The organism is Campylobacter sp. BCW_6466, assembly GCF_001762835.1.
Taxonomy (GTDB): domain Bacteria; phylum Campylobacterota; class Campylobacteria; order Campylobacterales; family Campylobacteraceae; genus Campylobacter_D; species Campylobacter_D jejuni.
Window position 1 is genome coordinate 29,493 of sequence record NZ_MJXO01000072.1, and the last position, 24,481, is coordinate 53,973.

Sequence of the window (24,481 nt, forward strand, 5' to 3'; positions counted from 1 at the left end):
TTTTTACCAATCAATTGATTGAATTTTTCCAACCCTAAGAGGAAAATAAAAAGTCTTATTTGCATTTACACGAATAACACCTAAAGCACTTTGCGCACCTAAATATTTAATAAATACTATACTTCCACCGTCACTAGAAAATCTTGGAAATAAATTTTTTCCATTTGCTGTAAGTTGACGAATATAATCACTATTAATTGACATCAAATAAATATTAAAAACACCTGCTTGATTTGGTTCACGACTTGAATAAACCAAAAAATCTTTATAAGTCGAAACAGCCGAATTGTTTCTACCATGAAAAACAACTTGTTCAGCACTATTGCTATTTAAATCTTGCATAAAAATATTAGGATATCCTAAACGATCGCTTACAAATACCACTTTACTATCATCTGAGCCAATAAAATTTCCATTAACATCAATACCAGAATAATTAGTTAATTGTGTTAGATTTTTGGTATTTAAGTCATATAAATAAACATCAGGCTGATCTTTTGGAGCCATGGTAACAAGTAGTTTACTTCCATCTACACTCACATCACTTGCTACAACCATACCGCCGCTTGATAAAATTTTACTAGCTTTATTGGTATTTAAATCATAACGGTATAAAGTTGGCTTATCATGATCATAAGCTGTATAATAAAATAGAGTTTGTTCTTTATTTCCCCATTTTGGAAATAAATTAAGCCCACCATCAACAATAACTTTTTGATAAGTTAAAGTATAATCAGCCATAATAATTTGACTTTTCTTAGAGCTAGAATTTCTCGCGATCAAAATTTTATGATCCATCCAATCAACAGGTGCAAGTCCTAACGCATTTACAGAAGCTTTGACGCTTTTATGTGCCAAAAATGGATATTGCTCTAAACCATTTAAAGTATAAGTTTGCTCTGACTTATCAGAACCGCCAGCTTTTATTTTTACATTTAAACTCAAAGTGTTACCATTTTTATTTAAAGCGTATTCAAAAGTATAATTACTTGTCTCAGTTGCATTAGCAACAACTTCAAAGTTTGAACTTACTTTCAAATCGTTCACAATGATATTATAAAAGCTTTTCTTTAAATTCTCATCACTTAAATTTGAATTGTCTTTAACAATAATCTTTGGTAAAACTACACCAGAATTAACAACATCAATCACTGGATCTTCTGCCCAAAGACTTCCTAAAAAGACTAAAAAAATTGCTACAATTTTTTTCATTTTTTTCTCCTAATCATTTTTAACTTTTGCTTCATCTCTTAAATTCATGGTAATGCTTATATTTTTATTTTGCGGAGGATAAGTAATAAATTTACCTTTTTGACTTTCTAAAAATTCAGCCACTTTAGCATCATATAAAGGATTCCCACTTTTTTCAACTGAAGTATAGCCAAATTTTCCATTTTCATCAATAAAAATTTTTACCTTAACAGAAATTTTTTCACTATTTGGATAATACTGAGTCCATCTTTGAGTGATAATACGCACAACTTTCCCTAAAAATTCATCATAAATTCCAATCTTTTGCGCCTTTGTGCTTTCGCCTTGCGTTGAACTTTCTTCTTGAAGTAAACTATCATTAAGTTGCTTTACAAGTTCGGAAGCTTGAGGTTTTGGGGCACTAGAAGCTCCTGATTTAGCACTTGATTGAATTTTTGTAGTCTTTTCTTCTTGTATTTCTTTGATATTTCCAAAAAGCTCATTAAAATTACTTGCCTTTTGGTCAATATCTTCGGTTTTAACTGTTTTATTTGTAGTCTGAGCAAAAAGCTTTTCTATATCAATTTGCTCTGTTGGTTTTTGTATTTCTTTAGGAGTGTTGCTTTGAGTAATAACTTGTTTTGATGGTTCAGCAAGTTCAATATCTACAAAACTATCTTTTATATCAGTATATTGTATAGCAGGTTCAACCTCGCTTACAAGTCTAAAAAAAACAAGAATTACTATACTAATATATATTGCTAAAGCAAGTAAAAACGAATTTAAATTACTCAAACCATAATTTTTCATGATTATTCAGTCTGTAAAGCAACTTTATTAAATCCTAAATTTTTTACACTTCTTAAGACTGAAATAACATCGTCATATTTTAAGCTTTTATCAGCGCGTATAAAAACCGGATCTTCGGTATTAAATTGTGCTTTTCTTTGAGCAAGATTGTCAGCAAAACTTATAAAATCGTATTTTTCTTGATTTAAAAAAATTTCTTTTTTTGCATTAACACTAATAATTAAACTCTTAACAGTTGGAGCACTAGTATTTTTTTGACTACCTTGTGGAAGATTAATTTTTTCTTCATAAGTAATGCTTGGAGCTGTTACCATTAAAATCGCAAGCAATACAAGCATAATATCTACTAAAGGTGTGATATTAAGTTCAGGTTTTTCATCATCAAATGGCATTTTTAACCTTATTTACTCGAACTTATAACTTTAATCTCGCTATCAATAATGCTTAAAAGTTCAAAAGCTTTTCTTTTAATGATGAGATGAAATGTATAAGCAGGAATTGCTACTAAAATACCACAACCTGTAGCAACTAAAGCCTCGCTGATTTTAGGAGCTATGATACTTAAAGAATTTTGAGTTCCAAGCCCACCAAAAGTTTCAAGTATAGAAATAACTGTCCCAAAAAGACCTATAAAAGGTGAAGTTGAAGCAATAATACTAAGCCAAGTAAGTCCAGCAGAAGCGCGACGACTTGCTAAATTTTTATAAATTTCTAAATGATTTGAAGTTGTATCATTGCATTTTCTTAAAATCGAATCAGTACGACTTAAATCCTTCTCACCCAAGAGCAAAGTTTCTAAACTTTCTTTTTCTTTATTTCTCCATGTAGCCAAATAAGTCAATCTAGCAAACAAAATACTAAACGCTAAAATAAAATATAAAGAAAGCCATAATAAAACTATATAAGTAATAATACTTGAACTATTGAAAAAATGAAATATAGCTTCAAAATTCATTAATGCATCCTTGCATTATCAAATTTTGAAAAAGTTGCTGCTAAGGCTACATTATCAGAACTCATAGATTTAATCAAATCTTTTGCTTGAGCAAGATTTTTTTCAATCTCACTTTCATCACTTCCGCAAATCCAAATCGCACCCTTTGCTAACACGCAAATCTTATCTTCATCTACCTTTGCATGTCCAGCATCAATAGCAATTAATTCATGATTTAAATCAGCTTTTTCAATATCAATTACTCCAGATTTTAAAGAAGAAACCAAAGCAGCATGTCCTTTAAGCACGCCGAATTCTCCTTCACTACCTGGTAAAGTAACAGATTTTACTTCTCCTTGATAGATTACACCCAAAGGCGTAACTATCTCGAAATTAATCAAATCGTTCATAAATTAACCTTTTAATTTATCCGCTTTTGCAATAGCTTCATCTATATTTCCAACCATATAGAAAGCATTTTCTGGTAAATGATCATATTTACCTTCTAAAATTCCCTTAAATCCTGCTATTGTATCTTCAAGGCTTATATATTTTCCTGGGCTACCTGTGAAAACTTCTGCAACGAAAAATGGTTGTGATAAGAATTTTTCAATCTTTCTTGCTCTTTCAACTACAAGTTTATCCTCTTCGCTAAGCTCATCCATACCTAAAATGGCAATGATATCTTGTAAATCTTTATATTTTTGAAGTACCGATTGAACACCACGAGCAACTTTATAATGTTCTTCTCCAATGATATTTGGATCAAGCATTCTTGAAGTTGAATCAAGTGGGTCAACTGCAGGATAAATACCTTTTTCAGCAATAGCTCTATTTAAAACTGTTGTAGCATCTAAGTGAGCAAAAACAGTTGCTGGAGCTGGGTCGGTTAAGTCATCAGCTGGAACATAAACAGCTTGAACTGAAGTGATTGAGCCTTTTTTAGTTGAAGTAATTCTTTCTTGGAATTTACCCATTTCACTTGCTAGGGTTGGTTGATAACCCACAGCTGACGGAATTCTTCCTAAAAGTGCTGACATTTCAGAACCTGATTGTGAAAATCTAAAGATATTATCAATAAACATAAGCACATCAAGACCCATTTCATCTCTAAAATACTCAGCCATTGTTAAACCTGTTAAAGCAATACGATTTCTTGCCCCTGGTGGTTCATTCATTTGTCCATAACATAGAGCAACTTTATCTAAAACATTACTTTCTTTCATTTCATTATAAAGGTCATTTCCTTCACGAGTTCTCTCACCCACACCTGCAAATACAGAATAGCCACTATGCTTAAATGCAACATTGTGAATAAGCTCCATAATAATAACAGTCTTACCAACACCTGCACCGCCAAAAAGACCTACTTTACCACCTTTTGCATAAGGAGCAAGCAAATCTACAACTTTAATTCCTGTTTCAAAAATCTCACTTTTTGTGCTTTGATCTTCAAAAGCTGGCGGATCTCTATGAATTGCCCATTTTTTATCAAAAGGAACTTCTTCACCTTCATCAATCAAATCTCCAGTAACATTGAAAATTCTTCCTAAAACTTTCTCACCAACAGGAACACTAATAGGAGCACCTAAAGCCTCAGCTTTTAAGCCCCTTACCAAACCATCTGTCATATCCATAGCAATAGTTCTAACTCTATTATCTCCTAAATGAGCTGCTACTTCTAAAACAAGTTTATGTTTTTTTCCTTCGCTTTCAAAATTTGCAACAATTGCTTCATTAATTTGAGGTAAATAGTCGTTAAAATCTACATCAACAACCGGACCTAATACCTGTGAAATAAATCCTTGCATTATTTATCTTCTCCTTAAAATTTACTATTTCATCGATTCAACACCACTGATAATTTCTATAAGCTCAGTGGTAATAGATTCTTGTCTTGCTTTGTTATAAGCTAAATTTAGTTGTTTCACTCTTGCCTTTGCGTTATTAGTTGCATTATCCATAGCTTGCATTCTTGCACTATGCTCTGCCGCCAAAGAATCGATTAACGCATAATACATATTATACTCAAAATATGTTTTCATTAAATCTTCTAAAAGCTCAGTTCCTTCCGGTTCAAGCTCTAAAAGAGAATTATGAGTCTGTTCAATACTCTTTGGTTCAACTGGAATAAGATGATTGATTTTAAGTTCTTGGGTAATCATATTTTTATAACCATTATGAACTAAAATCACTTCATCTGTATTTCCATTTAAAAAATCATCTACAGCAGCATGAATTACTTCACATGCTTTCTCATAATCAGGACTAGAACTAAGATGGAAATATTTCTCTAACAATTCTATTTTTTGAAAATTAAAATATTCAATCCCAGTTTTACCTATAGCTCTAAGACGAATATTAATATTTTTTGCTTCATATTCTTTTAGCATTTCACTTACTGTTTTTAAAGTCTTAATATTAAAACCACCACATAAACCTTTATCTGCAGTGATAAATATTAAATCTACGGTTTTAATTTGTTCTTTTTTATGGAACAAAGATAAACGCACATCATCTTCATTGTGAACAATTTTATTGATCTGAAATGAAATTTCACTCAAAATTTCATCGATTTTTTGTGCATAAATTTTTGATCTTTTAGCTGCTTCTTCTGCTTTTTTTAACTTAGCAGTAGAAACTAGCTTCATAGCATTTGTAGTCTTTTGAGTGTTATGAACACTTTTAATTTTTCTTTTAATTTCTTTTAAATTAGACATAAAAGACCTTATAAATGATTTGCTTTAAACTCATTAATTGCTTTAGCTAGTTTTTCTTCCAAGTCAGAATCTAAAGCTTTTTTAGAGCGAATTTGCTCAAAAATATCTGGATGTTTTGCCTCAATAAAAGGATAAATTCCATCTTCAAATTCTTTAATTCTAGAAACAGCAATATCATCTAAGAAACCTTTGGTTCCTGCAAAAATTAAAACTACTTGTTTTTCAACGCTAAGCGGAGAATAAGGTGGTTGTTTTAAGAGTTCAACCATTCTTTGTCCACGTTCAAGTTGTTTTCTACTTGCCTCATCTAAATCACTAGCAAATTGTGCAAAAGCTTGGAGCTCTCTATATTGAGCAAGGTCAAGTCTTAATGTACCTGAAACTTGTTTTGTAGCTTTAATTTGAGCAGCCCCACCTACACGAGATACCGATAAACCAACGTTGATTGCAGGACGAATTCCTGAGTTAAATAAATCAGTTTCTAAGAAAATTTGTCCATCTGTAATTGAAATAACATTAGTTGGAATATAAGCAGAAACATCTCCCGCTTGTGTTTCAATTATCGGCAATGCCGTCAAAGAACCAGCACCTAATTCATCATTTAGCTTGCTTGCTCTTTCAAGCAATCTTGAATGAAGATAAAAAACATCGCCTGGATAAGCTTCACGACCTGGGGGACGACGCAAAATCAAAGACATTTCGCGATAAGCTACAGCGTGCTTACTCAAATCATCATAAACAATTAAAGCATGTTTTGCATTGTCTCTAAAAAATTCGCCCATGGTTACACCAGTATATGGAGCTAAGTACTGTAAAGCTGCAGGATCTGAAGCACCAGCATTTACAACAATAGTATATCCCATAGCACCATGTTCTTCTAGTCTTTTAACCACTTGTGCTACTGTACTTTGCTTTTGACCAATTGCAACATATATACAGATAACCCCTTGACCTCTTTGAGATATAATAGTATCAACAGCAACAGTAGTTTTACCTGTTTGTCTATCACCTATGATAAGCTCTCTTTGACCACGACCAATTGGCACAAGCGCATCAATAGCTTTAATTCCTGTATGCAAAGGCTCATGAACACTTTTTCTCGCCATAATACCTTTTGCTTTTTCTTCAACAAAACGATATTCATTAGCATTGATTACACCTTTAGCATCAATTGGTTCACCTAAAGCATTTACAACACGACCGATCAAAGCCTCACCTACTGGAACTTTAAGTAATTTCTTAAGTCTTTTTACAGAAGCACCTTCTTTTAAACCTTCTCCTTTTCCAAGTATAACAATACCTACACTCGACTCTTCAAGGTTTAAGGCCATTCCTTTATCACCATTTTCAAATTCTACCATTTCTCCAGCCATAATATTCTTAAGTCCATATACCTTAGCAACACCATCAGCTACAGAAATAATCTTTCCTGTTTCTTCAATTTCAAGATTTAAATCAAAATTTTCAATTCTTTCTTTGATTATTGAACTGATCTCATCAGCTTTAAATTTCATTTACTTTTTCTCCTTAGATAATTTTCAATATATATTCATTTAGCTTATTTTGAAGAGCTTTCATAGAAAAAGAAAGTTCATAACCTAATTCTTCCAATTCTATTTTAATGCTATCATCTTGACTGATTTTATTATTTAATTTAATATTTGCATTAAATTTTTTATTAAGTTTTACTTCAAGATCTTTAAGATTTTCTTGATTTAATTTTTCTTTAGAATATACAATACCAACAAAAATATTTTCTTTAAAAGCTTTTTGTCTTTCAAGTTCTTTAACTATTTGAGGAATGCATTCTAATCTTGAATTTTCAATCAAAAGTCTTAAAAAATTTTGAAAACTAGAATTTTTAATATCAAAAAAAGAATCAAGAAATTCCATTTTTCTTTCTTTTTTAATCTCATTAGATTCTATAATATTTTTAAATTTTGGCAAAACAAAAGCAGAATTTAAAATACACAAATTCTGATAAAAATCATTTATATCAGCTCTTGAAGCTATCGCTTTTGCATATCTTCTTGCAATTATATTTTCCATATTTAAGATACCTTCTTCATCATAAGTTCTATTATTTCACTCTGTTTTAATGTCATATTTGGATCAGAAAAAATTTCATTTAAAGTATTTGATACTAATTCTTTTTCCATTTTTCTAAATTCATAATCTTTCTGTTCCTCGAAATGTTTTTGAAGCAAATCCAACTCATCTTGAGTTTCTTTCTTAATATTTTGAACTAAGATTTCAGCTTCTTTTCTTGCTGTAACTAAAGCAGCAGCAGCATTTGCTTTAGCTTCTTCAAGTTTTTTCATCGTATCTAATTTCTTAGCTTTACTTTCTAAAAGTTTTTTTTGAATTTCATCAAGCTTAGAAGAAATTTTTACAATACGGTTTTTGTAAAAATTTTTAAATGGAGTTGCAACAAAATAATACAATATAGCCACAAAAATTAGAAAATTAATAGTCCTTGGAATAATATCATATTCTCCACTAACATTTGATGCACCAAAAGCATACAAAGGTAGCAAAAATATAATAAAGAATAACTTACTCATTTCTCTCCTCTTAAATTCTCTTTATGTTATTTTGCAAAGCTTGCTTAAGCTCAGGTAAATGTATGTTTAAATGTTCTTGTAATTCTTGTTTTTGAATAGCTAAATCTGCATAAAAGCTGGCCATTTTTCTTTCTAATTCTTCTTTCTTGCTTCTAAGAATTTGCTCCGATTCTTCTTTAGCAGTAGCTATAGCACTTTGTTTAATTTTTTGAATTTCTTCTCTAGTGTTAATATGAATAGCTTCTAATTCATTATTCACATCTAAAACTTCTTGAGAATTTTCTTTTACTTTATTCTCGTCATTTTCTATAGAATCATTTCTTTCATCCATAAATTTTAAAAGTGGCTTATACAGCATACTATTTAAAATAACTATCATAGCTAAAAAAATAGCCATAGTAGCAAGCATTATGGAAGGATGCATATCTTCAAACATAATTCTCCTTGGTTAGAATTTTTGAAGGACTATTCTACCATAAAAAAGCTAAGATTTTGGTTAAAACTTTTCAAGCATTTTGATTAATTTTTTAATTTTATCAATATTTTCTAAATGAATTACAAAATCATTATTTTTATTTTTGCAGTCAAATCCAAAGCGATTTAGTATGTGTTTTAATTTCTTTATTTCATCTTCAAATTCTTGATTAGGTAAGCTTTCATTATTTTTTATTTTTTTAACTATTTTTTCGGTATCTCTAACATTAAGTTTTTGACCTATTATACTGTCAACCAACATTTTTTCATCTTTTTGATCTAAACCAACCAAAACTTTAGCATGACCCTGAGAAATTTTTCCAGAAGCAATCAACTCTTGAGTTCTAATATCTAAATTCAGAAGTCTTAAAGTATTTGTTATTTGAGTACGAGACTTATGAATAAGTTCTGCTAAATTCTCTTGAGTAATTTTATGAACTTGCATCAAATCCTTATAAGAATTAGCAAGCTCAATAGGGTTTAAATTTTCTCTTTGTATATTTTCAATAAGAGCCAATTCTCTAAGCTTATTCTCATCAATATCAGCAATAAAAGCTAGAATTTCTTTTTTTCCTAATGCTTTCACTGCTCTTAAGCGACGTTCTCCAGCAATTAAAATAAATTTACTATTTTTTTTAAATACAATAATAGGCTGAATAAGTCCAAATTCTTTGATAGAATTAGCAAGCTCATCTAAAGCTTCTTGATCAAATTTCTTTCTTGGCTGAAATGGATTGGGTGAAATTTGATCAATTTCTATCATAGTGCTTTGATTTTTATCAAAACCCAATTCTTTACTATAAACAGTATCCATATCACTGATTAAACTGCTTAAACCCCTATCTTTATTTAACCCCATTATAATTATCCTAATATAGAATACGCCAAATTTTGATAAGCAACAGAACCTGGCGATTTAATATCATAAAGAATTATAGGCTTTCCAAAACTTGGACTTTCTGCAAGTTTTACATTGCGAGGGATCACAATAAAGTCATCTTCGTTTCCATTAATAGTAAAAAGTTGTTTTTTAAAATTTTGTTTCAAATCATCTACAACATCTTTAGAAAGATTATTTTGAGAGCTATACATTGTCGGTAAAAATCCACGAACCCTGAGTTTAGAATTAATAGTTTTTTTGATAATTTTAATTGTATTTAAAACCATAGCTACACCCTCAAGCGCATAAAATTCACACTGTATAGGGATAATTACACTATCGCTTGCTGCAAAAGCATTTATAGTAATACTTCCAAGAGCAGGTGGAGAATCAATAATAATAAAATCATACTCATCAATCACTTCTTGAATTTGATTTTTAAGCAGCATTTTTTTCTCATTATTTTCACCTTTAGCAAGCTCTTGTTCTATACCTACAAGACCTATATTTGAAGGAGCTAAATGAAGTTGTGGCAATTCTGTTTTTAAAATAATATCTGAAAGCTTTTTTCTTCCTATAAAAACATGGTAAATATTATACTCATAATTATTACGATTAAAACCAAGTCCTGTAGTCGCATTAGCTTGCGGATCAACATCAATCAAAAGTACTTTTTTCTCAGCCACAGCTAAAGAAGCGGCTAAATTTACTGCTGTTGTAGTCTTTCCTACTCCACCTTTTTGATTTGCTATTGTAATAATTTCGCTCATCTTAAACTATACACCCTTTTATCACCTAGTAAAATTGAACCATCTTCATACAAAAAAGAATTTTCAAGTGAAAAAACTTTACCTTCATGATGGACGCTAAATTTTCTTGATTTTTCGAATTCTAACATATACTTGCTAAAAATATTCTTCCATAAAATTTTTTTTTCTACTTTTTGCAAAAACTCGCTCACTAAATCTTTAAGCGAAATTTCTATATCGCATAAAGCTGTATTTTGGGGTGAAAATTTCAGATTTAAACCCATACCGCCTATGATAAAATTTGAAATTTTAGCACTTATAACCCCTCCAGCTTTTTTATCATCTAAATATAGATCGTTAGGCCATTTAAGCCAAATTTTAGAACCTTTTTCTTGTAAAACTTCTTTAAGTAAATAAGCAAAATAAATGCTCACAGAGGCCAAAGGTAAATCTTTTGGTAAATCTTCTTCTTTAATACAAAAAGAAAGATGTAAATTTCCTTTAGAGCTTTGCCAAGAATTTTCCCTGCTTCCAACTCCATTTGTTTGTTCTAAAGCATAAATAGCAAAATTTCCATCAATCTTTCCATTGCGTATTTGCTCGCATAAAAAAAGATGAGTTGAGTCTATACTTTCAACACAAACTATCTTCACTTTTAAGCCTTTTTCCATTTAAATAAGTCCTACCATCAAGAACTTTTTTTCCACTTTCTTGAAGTTTTTTAATACGCAAAACTCCTTGTTTGCAAGCAAGCAAAAAACTTTCTTTTTCTAATTCTAAAATTTCACCCATCCTAGCATTTTGTTTTAATTCATCCACAAGTTCAAGTTCTAAGAATTTAAGTCCATTTTCCAAAAAAACTCCAGGCCAAGGAGTAAAAGCTAGATATTTTTGATAAAGTTCTCTTGCATTTTGCAAATTTATAAGTCCATCTTCTTTTTTGATTTTTCTACAAAGTGTTGCTAGACTTTCCTCTTGTTTTTTAGGGGTGATTTTATCGAAATTTAAAAGAGTAGAGAGGATGAGCTTAGCGGCCAAATTTGCTAAAAGTTCAAAAACTTCACTTGAATTTTTATCTTTTATATCACATTCTAAGCTTTCAAGTATAGCACCTGTGTCAAGCCCTTCTTCCATCAGTATGGTGCAAACTCCACTTTTTTCATCTTTGTTTAAAATTGCACTTTGGATCGGACTGGCACCACGGTATTTTGGAAGTAAAGAAGCGTGCAAATTCACACAAGGTGCTAAATCCAAAATGGCTTTAGGTAAAATTTTTCCATAGGCAGCAACCACGATAAAATCAGGATTTAAATCCTTAATCTCTCTTATAATATTTTCATCTTTTAAAGAACTTGGAGTAAAAATAGGAATACTAGGATAATTTTGACTTAAAAAAGCCTTAGTATCACTTGGAGTTAAAATTTGCTTTCTACCTACAGCTTTATCAGGCTGGGTAAAAAGTGCTACGAGTTTAAAATTTTCATTTTCTACTAGTGCTTTTAAAATACAAGTTGCGTAAGATGGAGTACCCATAAAAATAATTTTTTTCATTTTTTCGCTTTGTGTGAAATTAAAAGTTTTAATTATAACTTATTTGATTTTAAAAGAGAATTTAATAAATTAATCACTCAAACAAAGTTCCACCTATTTGTTTATCTTCTAATAAAAATGTCTTTGCCGCACTTAAATCAAATCCACTTGCTAAAAACATTTTTTTATTGTGTTCAAGTAAAAATTTAGCTGCCTTAAGTTTGGTTACTATACCACCCGTTCCGTGCTCACTACCTGTTTTTATGGTTGCTTGTAGCCATTCTTCTTTAATATGAGTGATTTTTTCTAAACGCTTTGCATCACTAAATTCACTAGGATTTTTATCATAAAATCCATCAATATCGCTTAAAATCACAAGCAAATCCGCATCAAAAAAATGCGTAGCATAAGCACTTAAGCTGTCATTATCACCAAAGACAATTTCTTCTATAGCTGTAGCGTCATTTTCATTGATAATAGGTAAAATTCCTAAATTTATCATCATATCGATAGCATTTTTTGCGTGTTTGGTAGCTTTTCTAGAGTCAAAATCCTTACCTGTAAGTAAAATTTGTCCACCTAGTTTATTAAATTTGGCTAAAAGCTCATTATAAACACTGATTAAAAAAGGTTGTCCAATAGCGGCTAAAACTTGTTTATTGATGAGATTTTTTCTATCGATATCTAGTTTGGTGTGTCCTGCTGAAATAGCCGCTGAAGTTACTAAAATCACTTCATATTTTTCCATGAGTTTAGCTAAAAATGCAACTAAATTTTTAAGACGCTCAAAACTTAAAGTGTTTTCTTCGCTAATCACATGAGAACCCACTTTAACAACTATTCTTTTCATGCTTATTCCTTGAAAAATTTTTATAATTTTAGCCAAAATTTCATATAAACTAGTTATTTTTTGAAAAAATAGGGAGTGTTTGAAACTTTTAATATAAAACACTTCCTAGATTGTTAAAATTTTTATTTGTTATTTCTTAAAGTTTTAATTTCTTCTAAAAGCATGAATTTAAGTTCTTTAAGTCCTGTTTTTTCAAGGCTTGAGACTTTGATTAAAAAGCTTTGCGGATTATTTATTTCTTTGAGATAATTTTCTAACTCATTAATGTTTAAAGTAATTTGCTCGGCAAATTCTTCTCCTAAATTAACACTATCACTTTTTGAAATCATGATACCAAATTTACGCCCAAAAAGTTCATTGGAAAATTTTTCAAGTTCTTTTCTTAGTACTATAAATTGTTCTTTTAAAGGCATTTCTCTCATAGGATCTAGTACGAAAAGCAAAAAGCTTGTTCTTTCTATATGCTTTAAAAAGGCAAGTCCTAAGCCTTTGCCTCCACTTGCTCCTTCGATAATCCCTGGAATATCAGCCATAACAAAGGAATTATACTCATCTACATCTACGAGTCCAAGTTTTGGAGTAAGGGTGGTAAATTCATAATTTGCAATTTCAGGTTTTGCATTTGAAACAACGCTTATAAGAGTAGATTTTCCTACATTTGGAAAGCCTACAAGCCCTACATCGGCAATAAGTTTAAGTTCAAGTCTGACTAAGCGACTTTCTCCTTTTATACCAGGTTGTGCGTAATCGGGGCGTTGATTGGTGGCGTGTTTAAAATGAGTGTTACCAAGTCCGCCTTTTCCACCTTTTAAAAAAAGCTCTTTTTGTCCTTCTTTGGTAAGATCAAGTAAAATTTCATTAGTTTGTGCATCGATAACTTGCGTTCCTTCTGGCACTATAAGTTCTAAATTTTCACCTTTTTTGCCATTTTTATTGCGTCCCATTCCACCAGCACCATTTTGCGCGCGTAATTCTCTTTTGCCTTTGAAATTTACAAGAGTGTGGGTATTATTATCACATACGAAAATAATATCGCCACCATTTCCACCATCTCCTCCATCAGGGCCACCAAGTGGAACATGTTTTTCACGGCGAAAACTTACAGCACCTTTACCACCATCGCCTGAAGCTAAAGTAATTTTAACACTATCAATAAACATTTAAATTGCCTTTGACTTTAAATTTATAAAGCTAAATTTGAGTAAATAAAAGAAGTTAAATTTATAAATTTAAAGTTTTCAAGACGCTAAAAAGCGTCCTAAAAACTTATGCAGGATATACAGAAACTTTTTTTCTATCTTTATCTTTTCTTTCGAATTTTACAAAACCATCAATCAAAGCAAAGATAGTATGATCTTTTCCCATACCTACATTGTTACCTGCATGAGTTGCAGTTCCTCTTTGGCGGATGATGATATTTCCAGCTCTAACAAACTCGCCACCAAATTTTTTAACACCTAAACGACGACCTATAGAATCGCGGTTATTTTGAGTTGAACCTTGACCTTTCTTGTGTGCCATTCTTTACTCCTTAAGCTTTGATATCTTTTACTACAACGCGAGTAAATTGTCTTCTAAAACCGCGTTTGAGTTTAGAATCTTTTCTGCGTCTTTTTTTGTAAATCACAACTTTTTTATCTTTTCCGTGATTGATCACTTCCAAAACAACTTTTGCACCTGCTACGAAAGGCGCACCTACCTTTAATTCTTTATCATTGATAGCAAGAACTTCGCTTACTTCAATACTTGCTTTGCTTTCAGCTTCAAAGTGATCTAGTTTTAGCTCATCGCCAACACTTACTTTGTATTGCTTTCCACTGTGTTTGATAATAGCATACATTGCTTTTCCTTATAAATTGGTAGTACCATAAAGCACCGCAATAACGGATTTAAAAGCTTTAGTGGTTTAATAAAATTTTGATTTTACAAAATTTTTCTTTAATTTTTGATGAATTTAAGAAAGGATTTAGAGTTTGAGAAAAATCAAACTCTAAAAATTTAAAAGCCTAGATTTACTCCGCCACCTTCTTGGGTTTCATAATTTGCATCACGACCTATAGTATAACCATTTCCACTATTGCTACCAATTAAAGGTCTACAAATATCGCCTACTTTTACACTACCTTCTGTGATTTTTGCATAAGAAAGTTTAGGGCTTGTGCGAGTGATTTCAATACTTCCTGTTTTGCTTTCTACTCTTCCTGTATTTTCTTTTGTATAAGCATCTTTTATAACCTTCCCAAGAGCAAAACATTCATAAATATCACCTTGATTTAAGCTTTGAGAAAATACTACTTCATTGTTTTCAACGCTTGCAACTTTCAAAGGATAAATTGCATTTAAAATATCTCCTGCAATACGATTTGCAATTTGTTTGAGTGCGGTTTCATTGGCACTAAGACTATTGTCTTTAAGATTGACTTTCATACTTAAAGTATTAGAAAATTTAATTTGTCTTGTAGCAAATAAAAGCACACGATAATCTACGATAACTTCAATTTCAGTTTTGCTTTTTCCTGTTAAATTGCTTGTTTTTTGTTTACCTTCAAGTCCTGAAATAGAAAACAATAAAATATAATCTGTTGCTAACACATTTTTAAGTTTATAAACTTCATCGCTAGCTGCGTCGCCACTTTTGATTAAAGCTTTTTCCATTTCATAATAGCCACTAGAATCACGGTCTAAAACATTAAATTTACGACTTTGCAATAAATCAGAAATGATTTTTTGTTGCAAAGCTGAGCCTATACCTCTTTTTGCAACATCTGGAGTAGAATCAAAAACAGTAATACTTCTTCTATTATCTGCACTTAAACCTGGAGCTTGATACTTTTTTGTTGTTGTGGTTTTAAAAATCGTTACATTGGCTGTATATTTACCATTTGCATCTTGTTCAACACTATTGATTTCATAAGTATCGGCTCTACCTTTGGTGGCTTTTGAAATTTGCTCGCTGTAATTATCTTGTATGTTTGAACCTGAATTATCAGTTGAAACGCTAGTGTTAGATTCCTTAAGAGAATTGATGCTTACTCCGCTCATTTTTCCTATAGCTTCTATAATGGCATTGTTTATCGCATCTTCCCTAGTTAAACCTGTGCCTTCGCCTGTGCTTGATTTTGTTGAAGTTGTGGTTATAACTTTAGCATTAAGACTTAGACTTAAAAATAAGCCTAAAAAAAGAATTTTAGTTATTTTCATCTTTTACCTTTAAAAATCATCCATGCTATTTACAACATTAGAACTTCTTTGTATGCTAGAAGATTTTTTAGCTTCATTTTTTGTTGCATTTGACTTTGAATTTAAAGCCTCATTTGTGTTGGCTAAATTTTCATAAGAATAAAATCTCACAGTTCCTACATGTTCAATACCATTTTCACTTGTATAGCTCCATTTTTCAAGAGTACGAATACCACGAATTTTACCGCTTGCGCTTGCTTTTATTTTACTATTTACTTTATCAATAATATTTGTTATGTTTTGAGTTTGTTCTTGAGTGGAACTATCATTAACATTAATACTTTGTTTGATGATTTCCTCGTAAGTATCACCAGTTGTTCTTTCATCTTTAAGACTTAAATTTGTATTAATAAACTCTATAATAGCAGCATCAGCCATAGCAAGTGCTGTTTCTTTGGCTCTATCTTCTAAAATATTTGTTTTTTTAGCATTGCTAGGATCTGCTACATAACCCCAGTTTCCATAACTTAAAATAATAGGCGCACCATTTTCATCATAAACTAAGCGAATTCCATATTCATTTAAAAAGCCTTTTGTATCTTTTGGCAGATACTCACTTATTGCCTTGCCTTTACCCTTAATAGCACTCTGTCTTGCTAGTGCCATATCTTTTGCCAATTGGCGAGTTTTATTGGAAATAACAGCAATAACACCTACATCATACTCACCTCTTCTTTGTGTAACTATAGTTTGCACAGGAACAAGTCCACTCATAGAACCTATGGCATTTGTCATAGTTTTGTTAAGAAATTCTTGCTTTAATAAAGTCTTTTTTCTGTCTTCACTTAAAGAATTTGTATCTATACCTAAATCTTTTAATGCCTTATCAAGCTGAGCACCAGCTAATTGTGTAAGTTTATTTAAAATTTGATCAACCTTATCACCTTTTGGCAATTCATCAAATTCCTTAGCATTAGTAGAATTGTCTGCTTCATAATTTTGAATCCTGCTTGTAGCAATTCTTCCAAAAGCATCTCTTATAAATTCGCTTTGCAAATTTAACATTGCTTTTTGATAAGCATTTTGCAAAGCTTGTGCAAATTGTGGATCAGTATCATTTACAGCAACAGTACTTTTTCCCGTATAAAAAGTTTTTCCATCTTTGGTTATACCATATTCTATACCGAAATTATCGGCAAATTCTTCAAAAAAATCTTCAATTGATTTTGGGGTAATATCCTTAGTACTTGCGTCAGACATTTCATTTTGAGTATTTATATCTTGTTGTGTAATTTCTACAGGCTGGGAACCTTGTGCATAAAGTAAACTTGCCATAACTAAAGAGCCGATAAATAATATTTTTTTCATTTCGTATCCTTTTAAAAATGATAAAAAAAGCCCAAGCTAAACACTTGAGCTAAAAATTTTATTCATAAATTAATTTTTATTTTACCAAGTAACTGATTTACTAGAACCGGTTTTATCAATAGTTTGTTCATCTTCCCAATAAACTAAACCTGATGTTAAATCAGTAAGTCTTAGTAAGAAAAAGTATTCTACTTGAGTTTTACCATTGCTAAGTTTTACATTATCTTGTCTAATTTTACCCGCAAGAGAAAAATCAGGCGATACCAATGTCCCTTTTTTTGCTATGGTTTTTTGATTAAACTCATCATTATCTCTTAATTCTCTTACATCTTCACTCATGCTATCAAGTGCTCCGCCTGCAGCAACTGCTGAAGTTAGAACAAATTTACCTGATTTTCTTAATGCAGAAGTGATTTTTGCGGTGAGTTTTTCAGTATCGATTCTTTGTGGGGTATCATTTACAACCCTACCAATAGCAATAACCTTTCTTGTACCTGGTTTAATATTTGCAAAAGCAGGATCGCTTAACATACTATTTATCATAGTTTCAGCTGCACTTTCAAAATCTTGTCTATCAAGACCCAAGGTTAAAGCATCGCCTTTTTTCACTTGACTTGCCTTTCCATCTGTATAAGCTGTTTGCGCACAACCACTAAAAAGCAAAGCTCCAATAAGAGCTGTTCCTAAAATTTTTGTTTTTTTCATGATTTATCCTTCCTAAAATGAGATTAATTTTTTGCTTTAATTTCTAATCTAAAATCTTTCGCTCTTATATCAGATGCAAGTTTACGAAGAATCACCTCTTGTCCTGCTGGAATTCTAAGGGATTGATAGTCCTCATTTAAAACATCTCTTAGCACAAAACCATCTTTATCTAACCAATCTACTTTATAAATTACATCTTTAACAAAAGTACTGCGTAAAATCACTTCAAATTCTAAATAACCATTGCTATTTATACGCTTTTGAAATTGTTTTACTAAACTTTTTGGTAAATTTGAACCTAAAATTACAGTATTTTGATTTGAATTTATTTGATAACTTGGTGCACAAGCACTAAGTAAAAACATTAAAATAAATAAAATAATTTTTTTCATCTTTTAGCCTTATTTTTCCATGATAGCAACACTTGCAGGTAAATACGGAGCAAAAGAACGCACTATCACAAGAGCATTTTTATTTTTGTCCAATGATTTTTGAAACAAAATATTGCCTTGTGGATCTTTGATTTCTAAATTTCCGTCGTTTTCTATTGTTGCTATGGCAATACTTTTTGGTAAACCTCTCCAAGAACGCACATCAGCTTTATTGGTTGCAGCAGTTGCTACTGCTGTTGCAAGACTTAGCCATCCACCTGTAGAGTCATTATTTGCAACAGCTACATTTAAAGTGGTTTTAATTATAGTTTGAGCTAAGGCTTTAGCAATCATTGCAGGCATATTTATTTTAAATTCAGTAGCGACAATATTGTCTAAATTTACAAAATCATTTGTATTTTGACCATTTATATTTAAATTTGCAAAAGAAGCTTCCCTTTTTTTCAAGGTTTGTAAAGCAATATTTGTGCTAATAATTTTTTTATCCACTATAAAAGGTAAGGTTAAAGCAAATTCATCCTTAACTACACCAAATCCATTTTCATAAACTACAAAAACATATTTTTTAGCTTTTTTGACTTTTATTTTTGTGGCATATTCTTTAAAAATTTTAGCCTCTTTTTTGATAGTTTTGTTTTTTGGATAAATAATAGCTACTTCTCTAAATAAATCTGCAGCTTTTCTATAATCTTTATCCATAAAGAAAAATATTGAAGCAAGATAAGTCGCATAAGGATTTATGAAATTTTTTGTTGTATCAAATTCTTTAAATAAGTTGCCATATTGCTCTTCTATAACTTTTGAGTTTTCATTCATATTTTTATCATAATTTTTATCTTCTTTTGCCTTATCTAAATCAGCACGATTTTTTTCAATTTCTTTAGCAAAATATTCTTTTGCCTTATCTTGACGCATTAAAGCACGATTAAACTCAACTCTTGCATTTTCATAATCATCTTCTTCCATATAGTTTAGAGCTTTATATATATTAACCATAATTCTTTCATATAAAGAACCATCATAATCTACTATATTATCATTAAGCAAGGTTGTACCAACAAATTTAGCTGCTTTAGAGCCTACATTTTCTAAATCCACATCATATTTATAAGATTCTTCCGCAGCATCAAAAAATACATTACTTTTGTTAAAATCACCACAATTTCTAGCAATCAAACCTGCATTTAATCCTGTATAAATGACATCATCATTTTTTTTAATTTTTTCTAAATTTTGATTGAAAAAATCATCACCACAATATTTTTGTGTTAAAGCATTTTCAAATGTTGTATTTTGTTTAACCTGATTAACACAAGCTGTTAAAAAAAGGCAAACAATACCTGAAAAAATCAACCCAACTTTTATCTTCATTAAATTCCTTTCTTAAAGAAAATTAAAAATGAATATTATAGCGTAGTATATACTTAAAAACTAATGAAAAAATTTAACCCTAGGAGAAAAAACCTAGGGTTTGATTTAAATAAGCATAGGAGCTAATACAAAGCCTAATGCTACAGCAATTGCAATAGCTAAAACTCCTGGTATAAAGAAAGAGTGATTAAATATAAATTTACCAATTCTAGTCGTTCCTGTATCATCCATTTGCACAGCGCCAAGTAAGGTTGGATAAGTTGGAAGCACAAAAAGCGCTGAAACTGCTGCAAAACAAGCTACAAGCATATAAGAATCATGCGGATTTGCTGCCGAAATTCCTAAAGCGGTGATAATTACAGGTACAATGGCCTTTGCGGTTGCTGCTTGAGAATATAAAAGCATACTTGCAAAGAAAAATGCAACTGCTAACATAGCAGGGGTTTGTTTAACCCAGTCGCCTGCTACTTCTTTAATAGAAGCTTCGTGTCCTGCAACAAAAGTATTTCCAAGCCATGCTACACCAAAAACGCAAACACAAGCAGTCATACCACTTTTAAATACACTGGTATCAAGAATTTTACCTGGTTCAACTTTGCAAAGCCAAGTGATCAAAGTTGCTGCAGTAAGTAAAAAGCTCATAATAGCTGCATCTCTTGGAACCACAACAGGATCAATCCATTTAATATTGCTCGAAATTGCGGTTGCATAAAGTACAACTGCCAAAACAGTGATCAAGAAAATTCCTACTGAAAGTTTAGCACCTGGTTTATCTTCACCATGTAAAATAGCTCCTGCATCTTTAACAAGTCCTGCTTTTAAGCGTTCTTGATAAACGCTATCTTTGCTTAAATCCATAGGAGTGATTAAACTCACTATAAAAGCTGTAAGCATACAAGCTATAAAAGTTGTACTGATCCAAATTCCAATTAAAGTTGGATAATTCCATCCAAGTGGCTCTAAAACTCCGCTCATATAAACCACAGCTGCACTCACAGGAGAAGCAGTGATTCCAATTTGCGAAGAAACAACCATTAATGAAAGTGGAGCACTAGGTTTTATGTTTTGAGATTTTGCAACATCAACTACAACAGGCATTAAAGAAAATACTGCATTTCCTGTTCCTGCTAAGATTGTAAGCAACCATCCACAAGCTGGAGCTAAATAATTTATAAATTTAGGGCTTGATCTTAAAATTTTTTCTGTCACCCTTACCATATAATCAAGTCCACCTGCTTGTTGCATAGCAGAAATTGCTGCAATAGCTGCAGCAATAATTAAAATAACATCCCAAGGAATATTACCAGGTTTCATACCTAAAACAAGTCCTAGTATAACTACACCTAATCCTCCAGCATAACCTATAGCAATACCGCCTAGGCGAATACCGATAAAAATTGCCCCAAGAAGGACGATTACTTGCAAAATTATCATTATATCCATATTAAATCCTAAAATGCTATTTTTTAGCTTCCATGTGAGGATTTAGCATATTTGATGGTGTTAAAATTTCATCAATTTGTTCTTTACTTAAAAGCCCTCTTTCAAGCGCAATATCAGCCACTCTTTTTCCAGTGTTCATTGCCTCTTTAGCTATAGAAGCTGAATTTTCATAACCAATATAAGGATTTAAAGCTGTTACTATACCTACTGAATTATAGACAAAGTCTGAACAAATTTTTTCATTTGCAGTAATACCATCTATACATTTATCAGCTAAAGTATACATTGCTTTTTCTAGCATTACAATAGAATTAAATAAGCTATATGCTGCAACTGGTTCAAAAACATTAAGTTGTAATTGTCCACCCTCACAAGCAAAAGTTACAGTTACATCTGCTCCAATAACAAAATAACAAACTTGATTAACTACTTCAGGAATAACAGGATTTACCTTACCTGGCATGATAGAACTACCTGGTTGCATTTTTGGAAGATTAATCTCATTAAGGCCACATTTTGGACCACTACTTAAAAGTCTTAAGTCATTACATACTTTAGAAAGTTTTGTTGCAACACGTTTTAAAACACCTGAAATTTGTACATAAGCTCCCGTATCTTGAGTCGCCTCGATCAAATCCTCAGCCACAGTATATTCAAAACCTGTCACTTCTCTTATTTTTCTTTCTACAACCTTCGGATAATCAGGATGAGAATTAATTCCCGTTCCAATAGCAGTTCCACCCAAATTGATCTCTAAAATCAATTTTCTAGCTTCTAATACTCTTTGTATATCTTCACCTATCATTACGGCAAAAGTTTTAAATTCACGACCTAAAGTCATAGGTACAGCATCTTGCAGTTGGGTTCTACCCATTTTAAGAACATCTTTAAATTCTTCAGCTTTTCTCTCATAAGCTTTTTTTAGATGTTCCATAGCTTTTGCCAAATCACTTAAATAATCATGCAAAGCAAGGTGTAAAGCTGTAGGATAAGCATCGTTAGTACTTTGGCTTAAATTAACATGATCATTTGGATGAAGATATTGGTATTCACCTTTTTTATGACCCATAAGTTCAAGTCCTATGTTTGCTATAACTTCATTAGCATTCATATTTGTACTTGTTCCAGCACCTCCTTGGATCATATCTACTACAAATTGATCATAATACCCGCCTTCTAAAATTTTATCGCACGCTTTAATAATCGCATCTTGGATATTTTTATCCAAAAGACCTAATTCATGATTTGCCATAGCTGCAGCTTTTTTTACTCTAGCCAAAGCTCTAACAAAGCGAGGAAAATCTTTTAATCTATCATGAGAAATATCAAAATTTTCAACAGCTCTAAAAGTTTGCACTCCATAATAAACCTCATCAGAGATTTCCAATTCCCCAATAAAATCATGTTCTTTTCTTGTTCCCATTTTGAACCTTTCATAAAAAGTATTTTAATTTAAAATCAAAAATTTTTGATTTAAATCATAAAATAATGATATTGCATTTTTAGTTAATAATTGGTTAATAATTAAAATACTTTCAAAATATAATAAATTAAGTATTTTTATATCCTAAATTATGTCTTTATATTTAATTTTTATTAATATAAAAAATTTTATTTAATTCAAAAAAAATTAATATATTTTTGCAAGCTTTTTTTGCTAGAATAAAATTTTTAATAATTTAAATAATTAGGGATAACATGGAAGAAATTACAATAAACATAGATAAGATTAAAATAAATGATGACTGGAAAGAATTTTTAAGAGACGAATTTCAAAAAAAATATTTTCTAGAAATCAAAAAACAATACCTAAATGCAATTGATCAAAATATAATTATTTATCCGCCTGCAAATTTAATCTTTAATGCTTTTAATTTATGTCCCTTAAAAGAAATTAAAATTATTATCCTAGGACAAGATCCCTATCATCAACCAAACCAAGCAATGGGGCTTAGTTTTTCGGTTCCAAAAAATGTAAAAATCCCACCAAGTCTTAATAATATTTTTAAAGAATTGCAAAATGATTTAAACATCACTCCAGCAAAAAGCGGAGATTTAAGCTCTTGGGCAAAACAAGGAGTTTTGCTCTTAAATTCTATTCTTAGCGTTGAAGCAAGTAAAGCAGCTAGTCATAGTTCGTGGGGTTGGCAAGAATTTAGTGATGCTATAATACATAAATTAAGCAATGAAAAATCAGGGCTTGTTTTTATGCTTTGGGGAAATTACGCAAAAAGCAAGGAGATTTTGATTGATAATACTAAGCATTTGATTTTAAAAGCGGCCCACCCAAGCCCTTTAGCTAGAACAGGATTTTTAGGTTGTAAGCATTTTTCAAAAGCTAATGAATTTTTAAAAAAAGTTGGTAAAATTCCTATAGATTGGAAAATAGTTTAAAAAATTATTTTAAATTTTAATAAAAATATTAAAATATATTTATTTATTTAAAAATAAATTATATTTCTATGAAATATATTGCAATAAAATAACTCAAAAATTAATTCTTAAGGAGAAAAATGAAAACCATTGGTATTATAGGCGGAATGAGTTTTGAAAGCACTATTACTTATTATAAAACAATAAATCAAGCTATAAATGATAAATTAAAATCTTTAAATTCTGCAAAAATTTTACTTTACAGTGTTAATTTTGAAGAAATAGAAAATTTACAAAGCCAAGATAAATGGCAAGAAGCTGCACAAATTTTGACTCAATGTGCTAAAAAATTAGAACTTGCAGGGGCTAATTTTATAATAATTGCAACTAATACTATGCATAAGGTTTTTGATGAAATTCAACAAAACATAAATATCCCTATTTTGCATATTGCAAAAAGTTCTGCTAAGGCTTTAAAACAAGAAAACATACAAAAAATTGGTTTATTGGGTACTAAATACACAATGACTCAGGATTTTTATAAAAAAATACTGATTGAAGAAAATATTAGCGTTATTACTCCTAGTGATGAAGATATAAAAATCGTTAATGATATTATTTTTAATGAGCTTTGCAAAGGTAAAATCAAGCAAGATTCTAAAGAAAAATATTTAAATATTATAAAAAAACTACAAGAAAAAGGGGCAAAGGGAGTGCTTTTAGCTTGCACTGAAATTGGTTTATTAATATCCAAAAATGATACAAATATTAAAATTTTTGACACAAGCCTTATTCACGCCCTTGATGCTGCTAATGAAGCTTTAAAAGATTTATGATTAAAAGATGCCCAAAAATGGGCAAATTGCAATATTTTGAAAAGATTTATACTTATATCGGTTTAAATCTTATCTTGCTTTATAGTTTGCTATCTTTTTCTAATTGATTGA

General features: G+C 30.7%; 28 protein-coding genes. 2 read left to right on the plus strand and 26 right to left on the minus strand.

Features of this window, described 5'->3' with window-relative positions:
- Nucleotides 1-3: 3 nt before the first annotated feature.
- From tolB to aspA, 26 genes are all read right to left on the minus strand, one after another.
- Entirely contained in the window at nucleotides 4-1,212 is a 1,209-nt protein-coding gene (gene tolB, locus AJ887_RS07765; RefSeq protein ID WP_002860943.1) for a Tol-Pal system protein TolB, read from the minus strand.
- A gap of 9 nt (nucleotides 1,213-1,221) precedes the next feature.
- Nucleotides 1,222-2,001 (minus strand): TonB C-terminal domain-containing protein, encoded by a 780-nt coding sequence (locus AJ887_RS07770; protein ID WP_002876984.1) that lies wholly within the window; start codon nucleotides 1,999-2,001, stop codon nucleotides 1,222-1,224.
- A gap of 2 nt (nucleotides 2,002-2,003) precedes the next feature.
- Entirely contained in the window at nucleotides 2,004-2,393 is a 390-nt protein-coding gene (locus AJ887_RS07775; RefSeq protein ID WP_002871103.1) for an ExbD/TolR family protein, read from the minus strand.
- An 8-nt stretch (nucleotides 2,394-2,401) separates the two neighbouring features.
- Nucleotides 2,402-2,956, minus strand: coding sequence for a MotA/TolQ/ExbB proton channel family protein (locus AJ887_RS07780; protein ID WP_002854361.1), 555 nt, complete (start codon nucleotides 2,954-2,956; stop codon nucleotides 2,402-2,404).
- The gene (atpC, locus tag AJ887_RS07785) at nucleotides 2,956-3,345 is read right to left on the minus strand and encodes an ATP synthase F1 subunit epsilon (protein ID WP_002871102.1); all 390 of its coding nucleotides are present in this window, start codon (nucleotides 3,343-3,345) and stop codon (nucleotides 2,956-2,958) included. The genes AJ887_RS07780 and atpC overlap by 1 nt, the downstream gene beginning before the upstream one ends.
- A gap of 3 nt (nucleotides 3,346-3,348) precedes the next feature.
- Nucleotides 3,349-4,746, minus strand: a complete 1,398-nt coding sequence (gene atpD / locus AJ887_RS07790) for a F0F1 ATP synthase subunit beta (RefSeq protein WP_070240487.1) — start codon at nucleotides 4,744-4,746, stop codon at nucleotides 3,349-3,351.
- Between the two features lie 24 nt (nucleotides 4,747-4,770).
- Entirely contained in the window at nucleotides 4,771-5,655 is an 885-nt protein-coding gene (gene atpG, locus AJ887_RS07795; protein ID WP_002860587.1) for an ATP synthase F1 subunit gamma, read from the minus strand.
- 8 nt (nucleotides 5,656-5,663) lie between these two features.
- Entirely contained in the window at nucleotides 5,664-7,169 is a 1,506-nt protein-coding gene (gene atpA, locus AJ887_RS07800) for a F0F1 ATP synthase subunit alpha (protein WP_002860939.1), read from the minus strand.
- A gap of 13 nt (nucleotides 7,170-7,182) precedes the next feature.
- A complete protein-coding gene (locus tag AJ887_RS07805; protein WP_002871100.1) occupies nucleotides 7,183-7,704 on the minus strand; it encodes a F0F1 ATP synthase subunit delta in 522 nt (173 codons plus the stop codon).
- A gap of 2 nt (nucleotides 7,705-7,706) precedes the next feature.
- Nucleotides 7,707-8,219, minus strand: a complete 513-nt coding sequence (locus AJ887_RS07810) for a F0F1 ATP synthase subunit B (protein ID WP_002860937.1) — start codon at nucleotides 8,217-8,219, stop codon at nucleotides 7,707-7,709.
- A gap of 10 nt (nucleotides 8,220-8,229) precedes the next feature.
- Nucleotides 8,230-8,655: a FoF1 ATP synthase subunit B' gene (locus tag AJ887_RS07815; protein ID WP_070240488.1), complete on the minus strand. Its 426-nt coding sequence runs from the start codon at nucleotides 8,653-8,655 to the stop codon at nucleotides 8,230-8,232.
- A gap of 60 nt (nucleotides 8,656-8,715) precedes the next feature.
- Nucleotides 8,716-9,552 carry a ParB/RepB/Spo0J family partition protein gene (locus AJ887_RS07820; protein WP_002871098.1) on the minus strand — a complete coding sequence of 279 codons (837 nt, stop codon included), beginning with the start codon at nucleotides 9,550-9,552 and terminating at the stop codon, nucleotides 8,716-8,718.
- 5 nt (nucleotides 9,553-9,557) lie between these two features.
- On the minus strand, nucleotides 9,558-10,343 hold the full coding sequence (locus tag AJ887_RS07825) for a ParA family protein (protein WP_002851697.1): 786 nt from the start codon (nucleotides 10,341-10,343) through the stop codon (nucleotides 9,558-9,560).
- On the minus strand, nucleotides 10,340-10,993 hold the full coding sequence (locus AJ887_RS07830; protein ID WP_002872257.1) for a biotin--[acetyl-CoA-carboxylase] ligase: 654 nt from the start codon (nucleotides 10,991-10,993) through the stop codon (nucleotides 10,340-10,342). Before AJ887_RS07830 ends, AJ887_RS07825 begins: the two co-directional genes overlap by 4 nt.
- Nucleotides 10,956-11,873 carry a methionyl-tRNA formyltransferase gene (fmt, locus tag AJ887_RS07835; protein ID WP_070240489.1) on the minus strand — a complete coding sequence of 306 codons (918 nt, stop codon included), beginning with the start codon at nucleotides 11,871-11,873 and terminating at the stop codon, nucleotides 10,956-10,958. Before fmt ends, AJ887_RS07830 begins: the two co-directional genes overlap by 38 nt.
- A 73-nt stretch (nucleotides 11,874-11,946) precedes the next feature.
- Nucleotides 11,947-12,702: a glutamate 5-kinase gene (proB, locus tag AJ887_RS07840; protein WP_002871097.1), complete on the minus strand. Its 756-nt coding sequence runs from the start codon at nucleotides 12,700-12,702 to the stop codon at nucleotides 11,947-11,949.
- A gap of 122 nt (nucleotides 12,703-12,824) precedes the next feature.
- The gene (gene obgE, locus AJ887_RS07845) at nucleotides 12,825-13,862 is read right to left on the minus strand and encodes a GTPase ObgE (protein ID WP_044305684.1); all 1,038 of its coding nucleotides are present in this window, start codon (nucleotides 13,860-13,862) and stop codon (nucleotides 12,825-12,827) included.
- Between the two features lie 106 nt (nucleotides 13,863-13,968).
- Nucleotides 13,969-14,223: a 50S ribosomal protein L27 gene (rpmA, locus tag AJ887_RS07850; protein WP_002800974.1), complete on the minus strand. Its 255-nt coding sequence runs from the start codon at nucleotides 14,221-14,223 to the stop codon at nucleotides 13,969-13,971.
- 10 nt (nucleotides 14,224-14,233) lie between these two features.
- Nucleotides 14,234-14,542 (minus strand): 50S ribosomal protein L21, encoded by a 309-nt coding sequence (gene rplU / locus AJ887_RS07855; protein ID WP_002778820.1) that lies wholly within the window; start codon nucleotides 14,540-14,542, stop codon nucleotides 14,234-14,236.
- A gap of 158 nt (nucleotides 14,543-14,700) precedes the next feature.
- Nucleotides 14,701-15,903, minus strand: coding sequence for a CsgG/HfaB family protein (locus AJ887_RS07860; RefSeq protein ID WP_070240490.1), 1,203 nt, complete (start codon nucleotides 15,901-15,903; stop codon nucleotides 14,701-14,703).
- Between the two features lie 9 nt (nucleotides 15,904-15,912).
- Nucleotides 15,913-17,250 (minus strand): DUF6844 domain-containing protein, encoded by a 1,338-nt coding sequence (locus tag AJ887_RS07865; protein WP_070240491.1) that lies wholly within the window; start codon nucleotides 17,248-17,250, stop codon nucleotides 15,913-15,915.
- Between the two features lie 81 nt (nucleotides 17,251-17,331).
- Nucleotides 17,332-17,955 carry a penicillin-binding protein activator LpoB gene (lpoB, locus tag AJ887_RS07870; RefSeq protein WP_002851945.1) on the minus strand — a complete coding sequence of 208 codons (624 nt, stop codon included), beginning with the start codon at nucleotides 17,953-17,955 and terminating at the stop codon, nucleotides 17,332-17,334.
- A gap of 23 nt (nucleotides 17,956-17,978) precedes the next feature.
- Entirely contained in the window at nucleotides 17,979-18,347 is a 369-nt protein-coding gene (locus AJ887_RS07875; RefSeq protein ID WP_070240492.1) for a YcfL family protein, read from the minus strand.
- Between the two features lie 9 nt (nucleotides 18,348-18,356).
- Nucleotides 18,357-19,718 carry a COG3014 family protein gene (locus tag AJ887_RS07880; protein ID WP_002871093.1) on the minus strand — a complete coding sequence of 454 codons (1,362 nt, stop codon included), beginning with the start codon at nucleotides 19,716-19,718 and terminating at the stop codon, nucleotides 18,357-18,359.
- A gap of 105 nt (nucleotides 19,719-19,823) precedes the next feature.
- Nucleotides 19,824-21,161: an anaerobic C4-dicarboxylate transporter gene (locus tag AJ887_RS07885; protein ID WP_044794035.1), complete on the minus strand. Its 1,338-nt coding sequence runs from the start codon at nucleotides 21,159-21,161 to the stop codon at nucleotides 19,824-19,826.
- Nucleotides 21,162-21,177: 16 nt separating this feature from the next.
- Nucleotides 21,178-22,584: an aspartate ammonia-lyase gene (gene aspA / locus AJ887_RS07890; RefSeq protein WP_002854440.1), complete on the minus strand. Its 1,407-nt coding sequence runs from the start codon at nucleotides 22,582-22,584 to the stop codon at nucleotides 21,178-21,180.
- A 275-nt stretch (nucleotides 22,585-22,859) separates the two neighbouring features.
- Here aspA and ung point away from each other — a divergent pair, with 275 nt between their 5' ends.
- On the plus strand, nucleotides 22,860-23,555 hold the full coding sequence (gene ung, locus AJ887_RS07895; RefSeq protein WP_070240493.1) for a uracil-DNA glycosylase: 696 nt from the start codon (nucleotides 22,860-22,862) through the stop codon (nucleotides 23,553-23,555).
- A 119-nt stretch (nucleotides 23,556-23,674) separates the two neighbouring features.
- Nucleotides 23,675-24,370 carry an aspartate/glutamate racemase family protein gene (locus AJ887_RS07900; protein WP_002860924.1) on the plus strand — a complete coding sequence of 232 codons (696 nt, stop codon included), beginning with the start codon at nucleotides 23,675-23,677 and terminating at the stop codon, nucleotides 24,368-24,370.
- Nucleotides 24,371-24,481 lie beyond the last annotated feature (111 nt).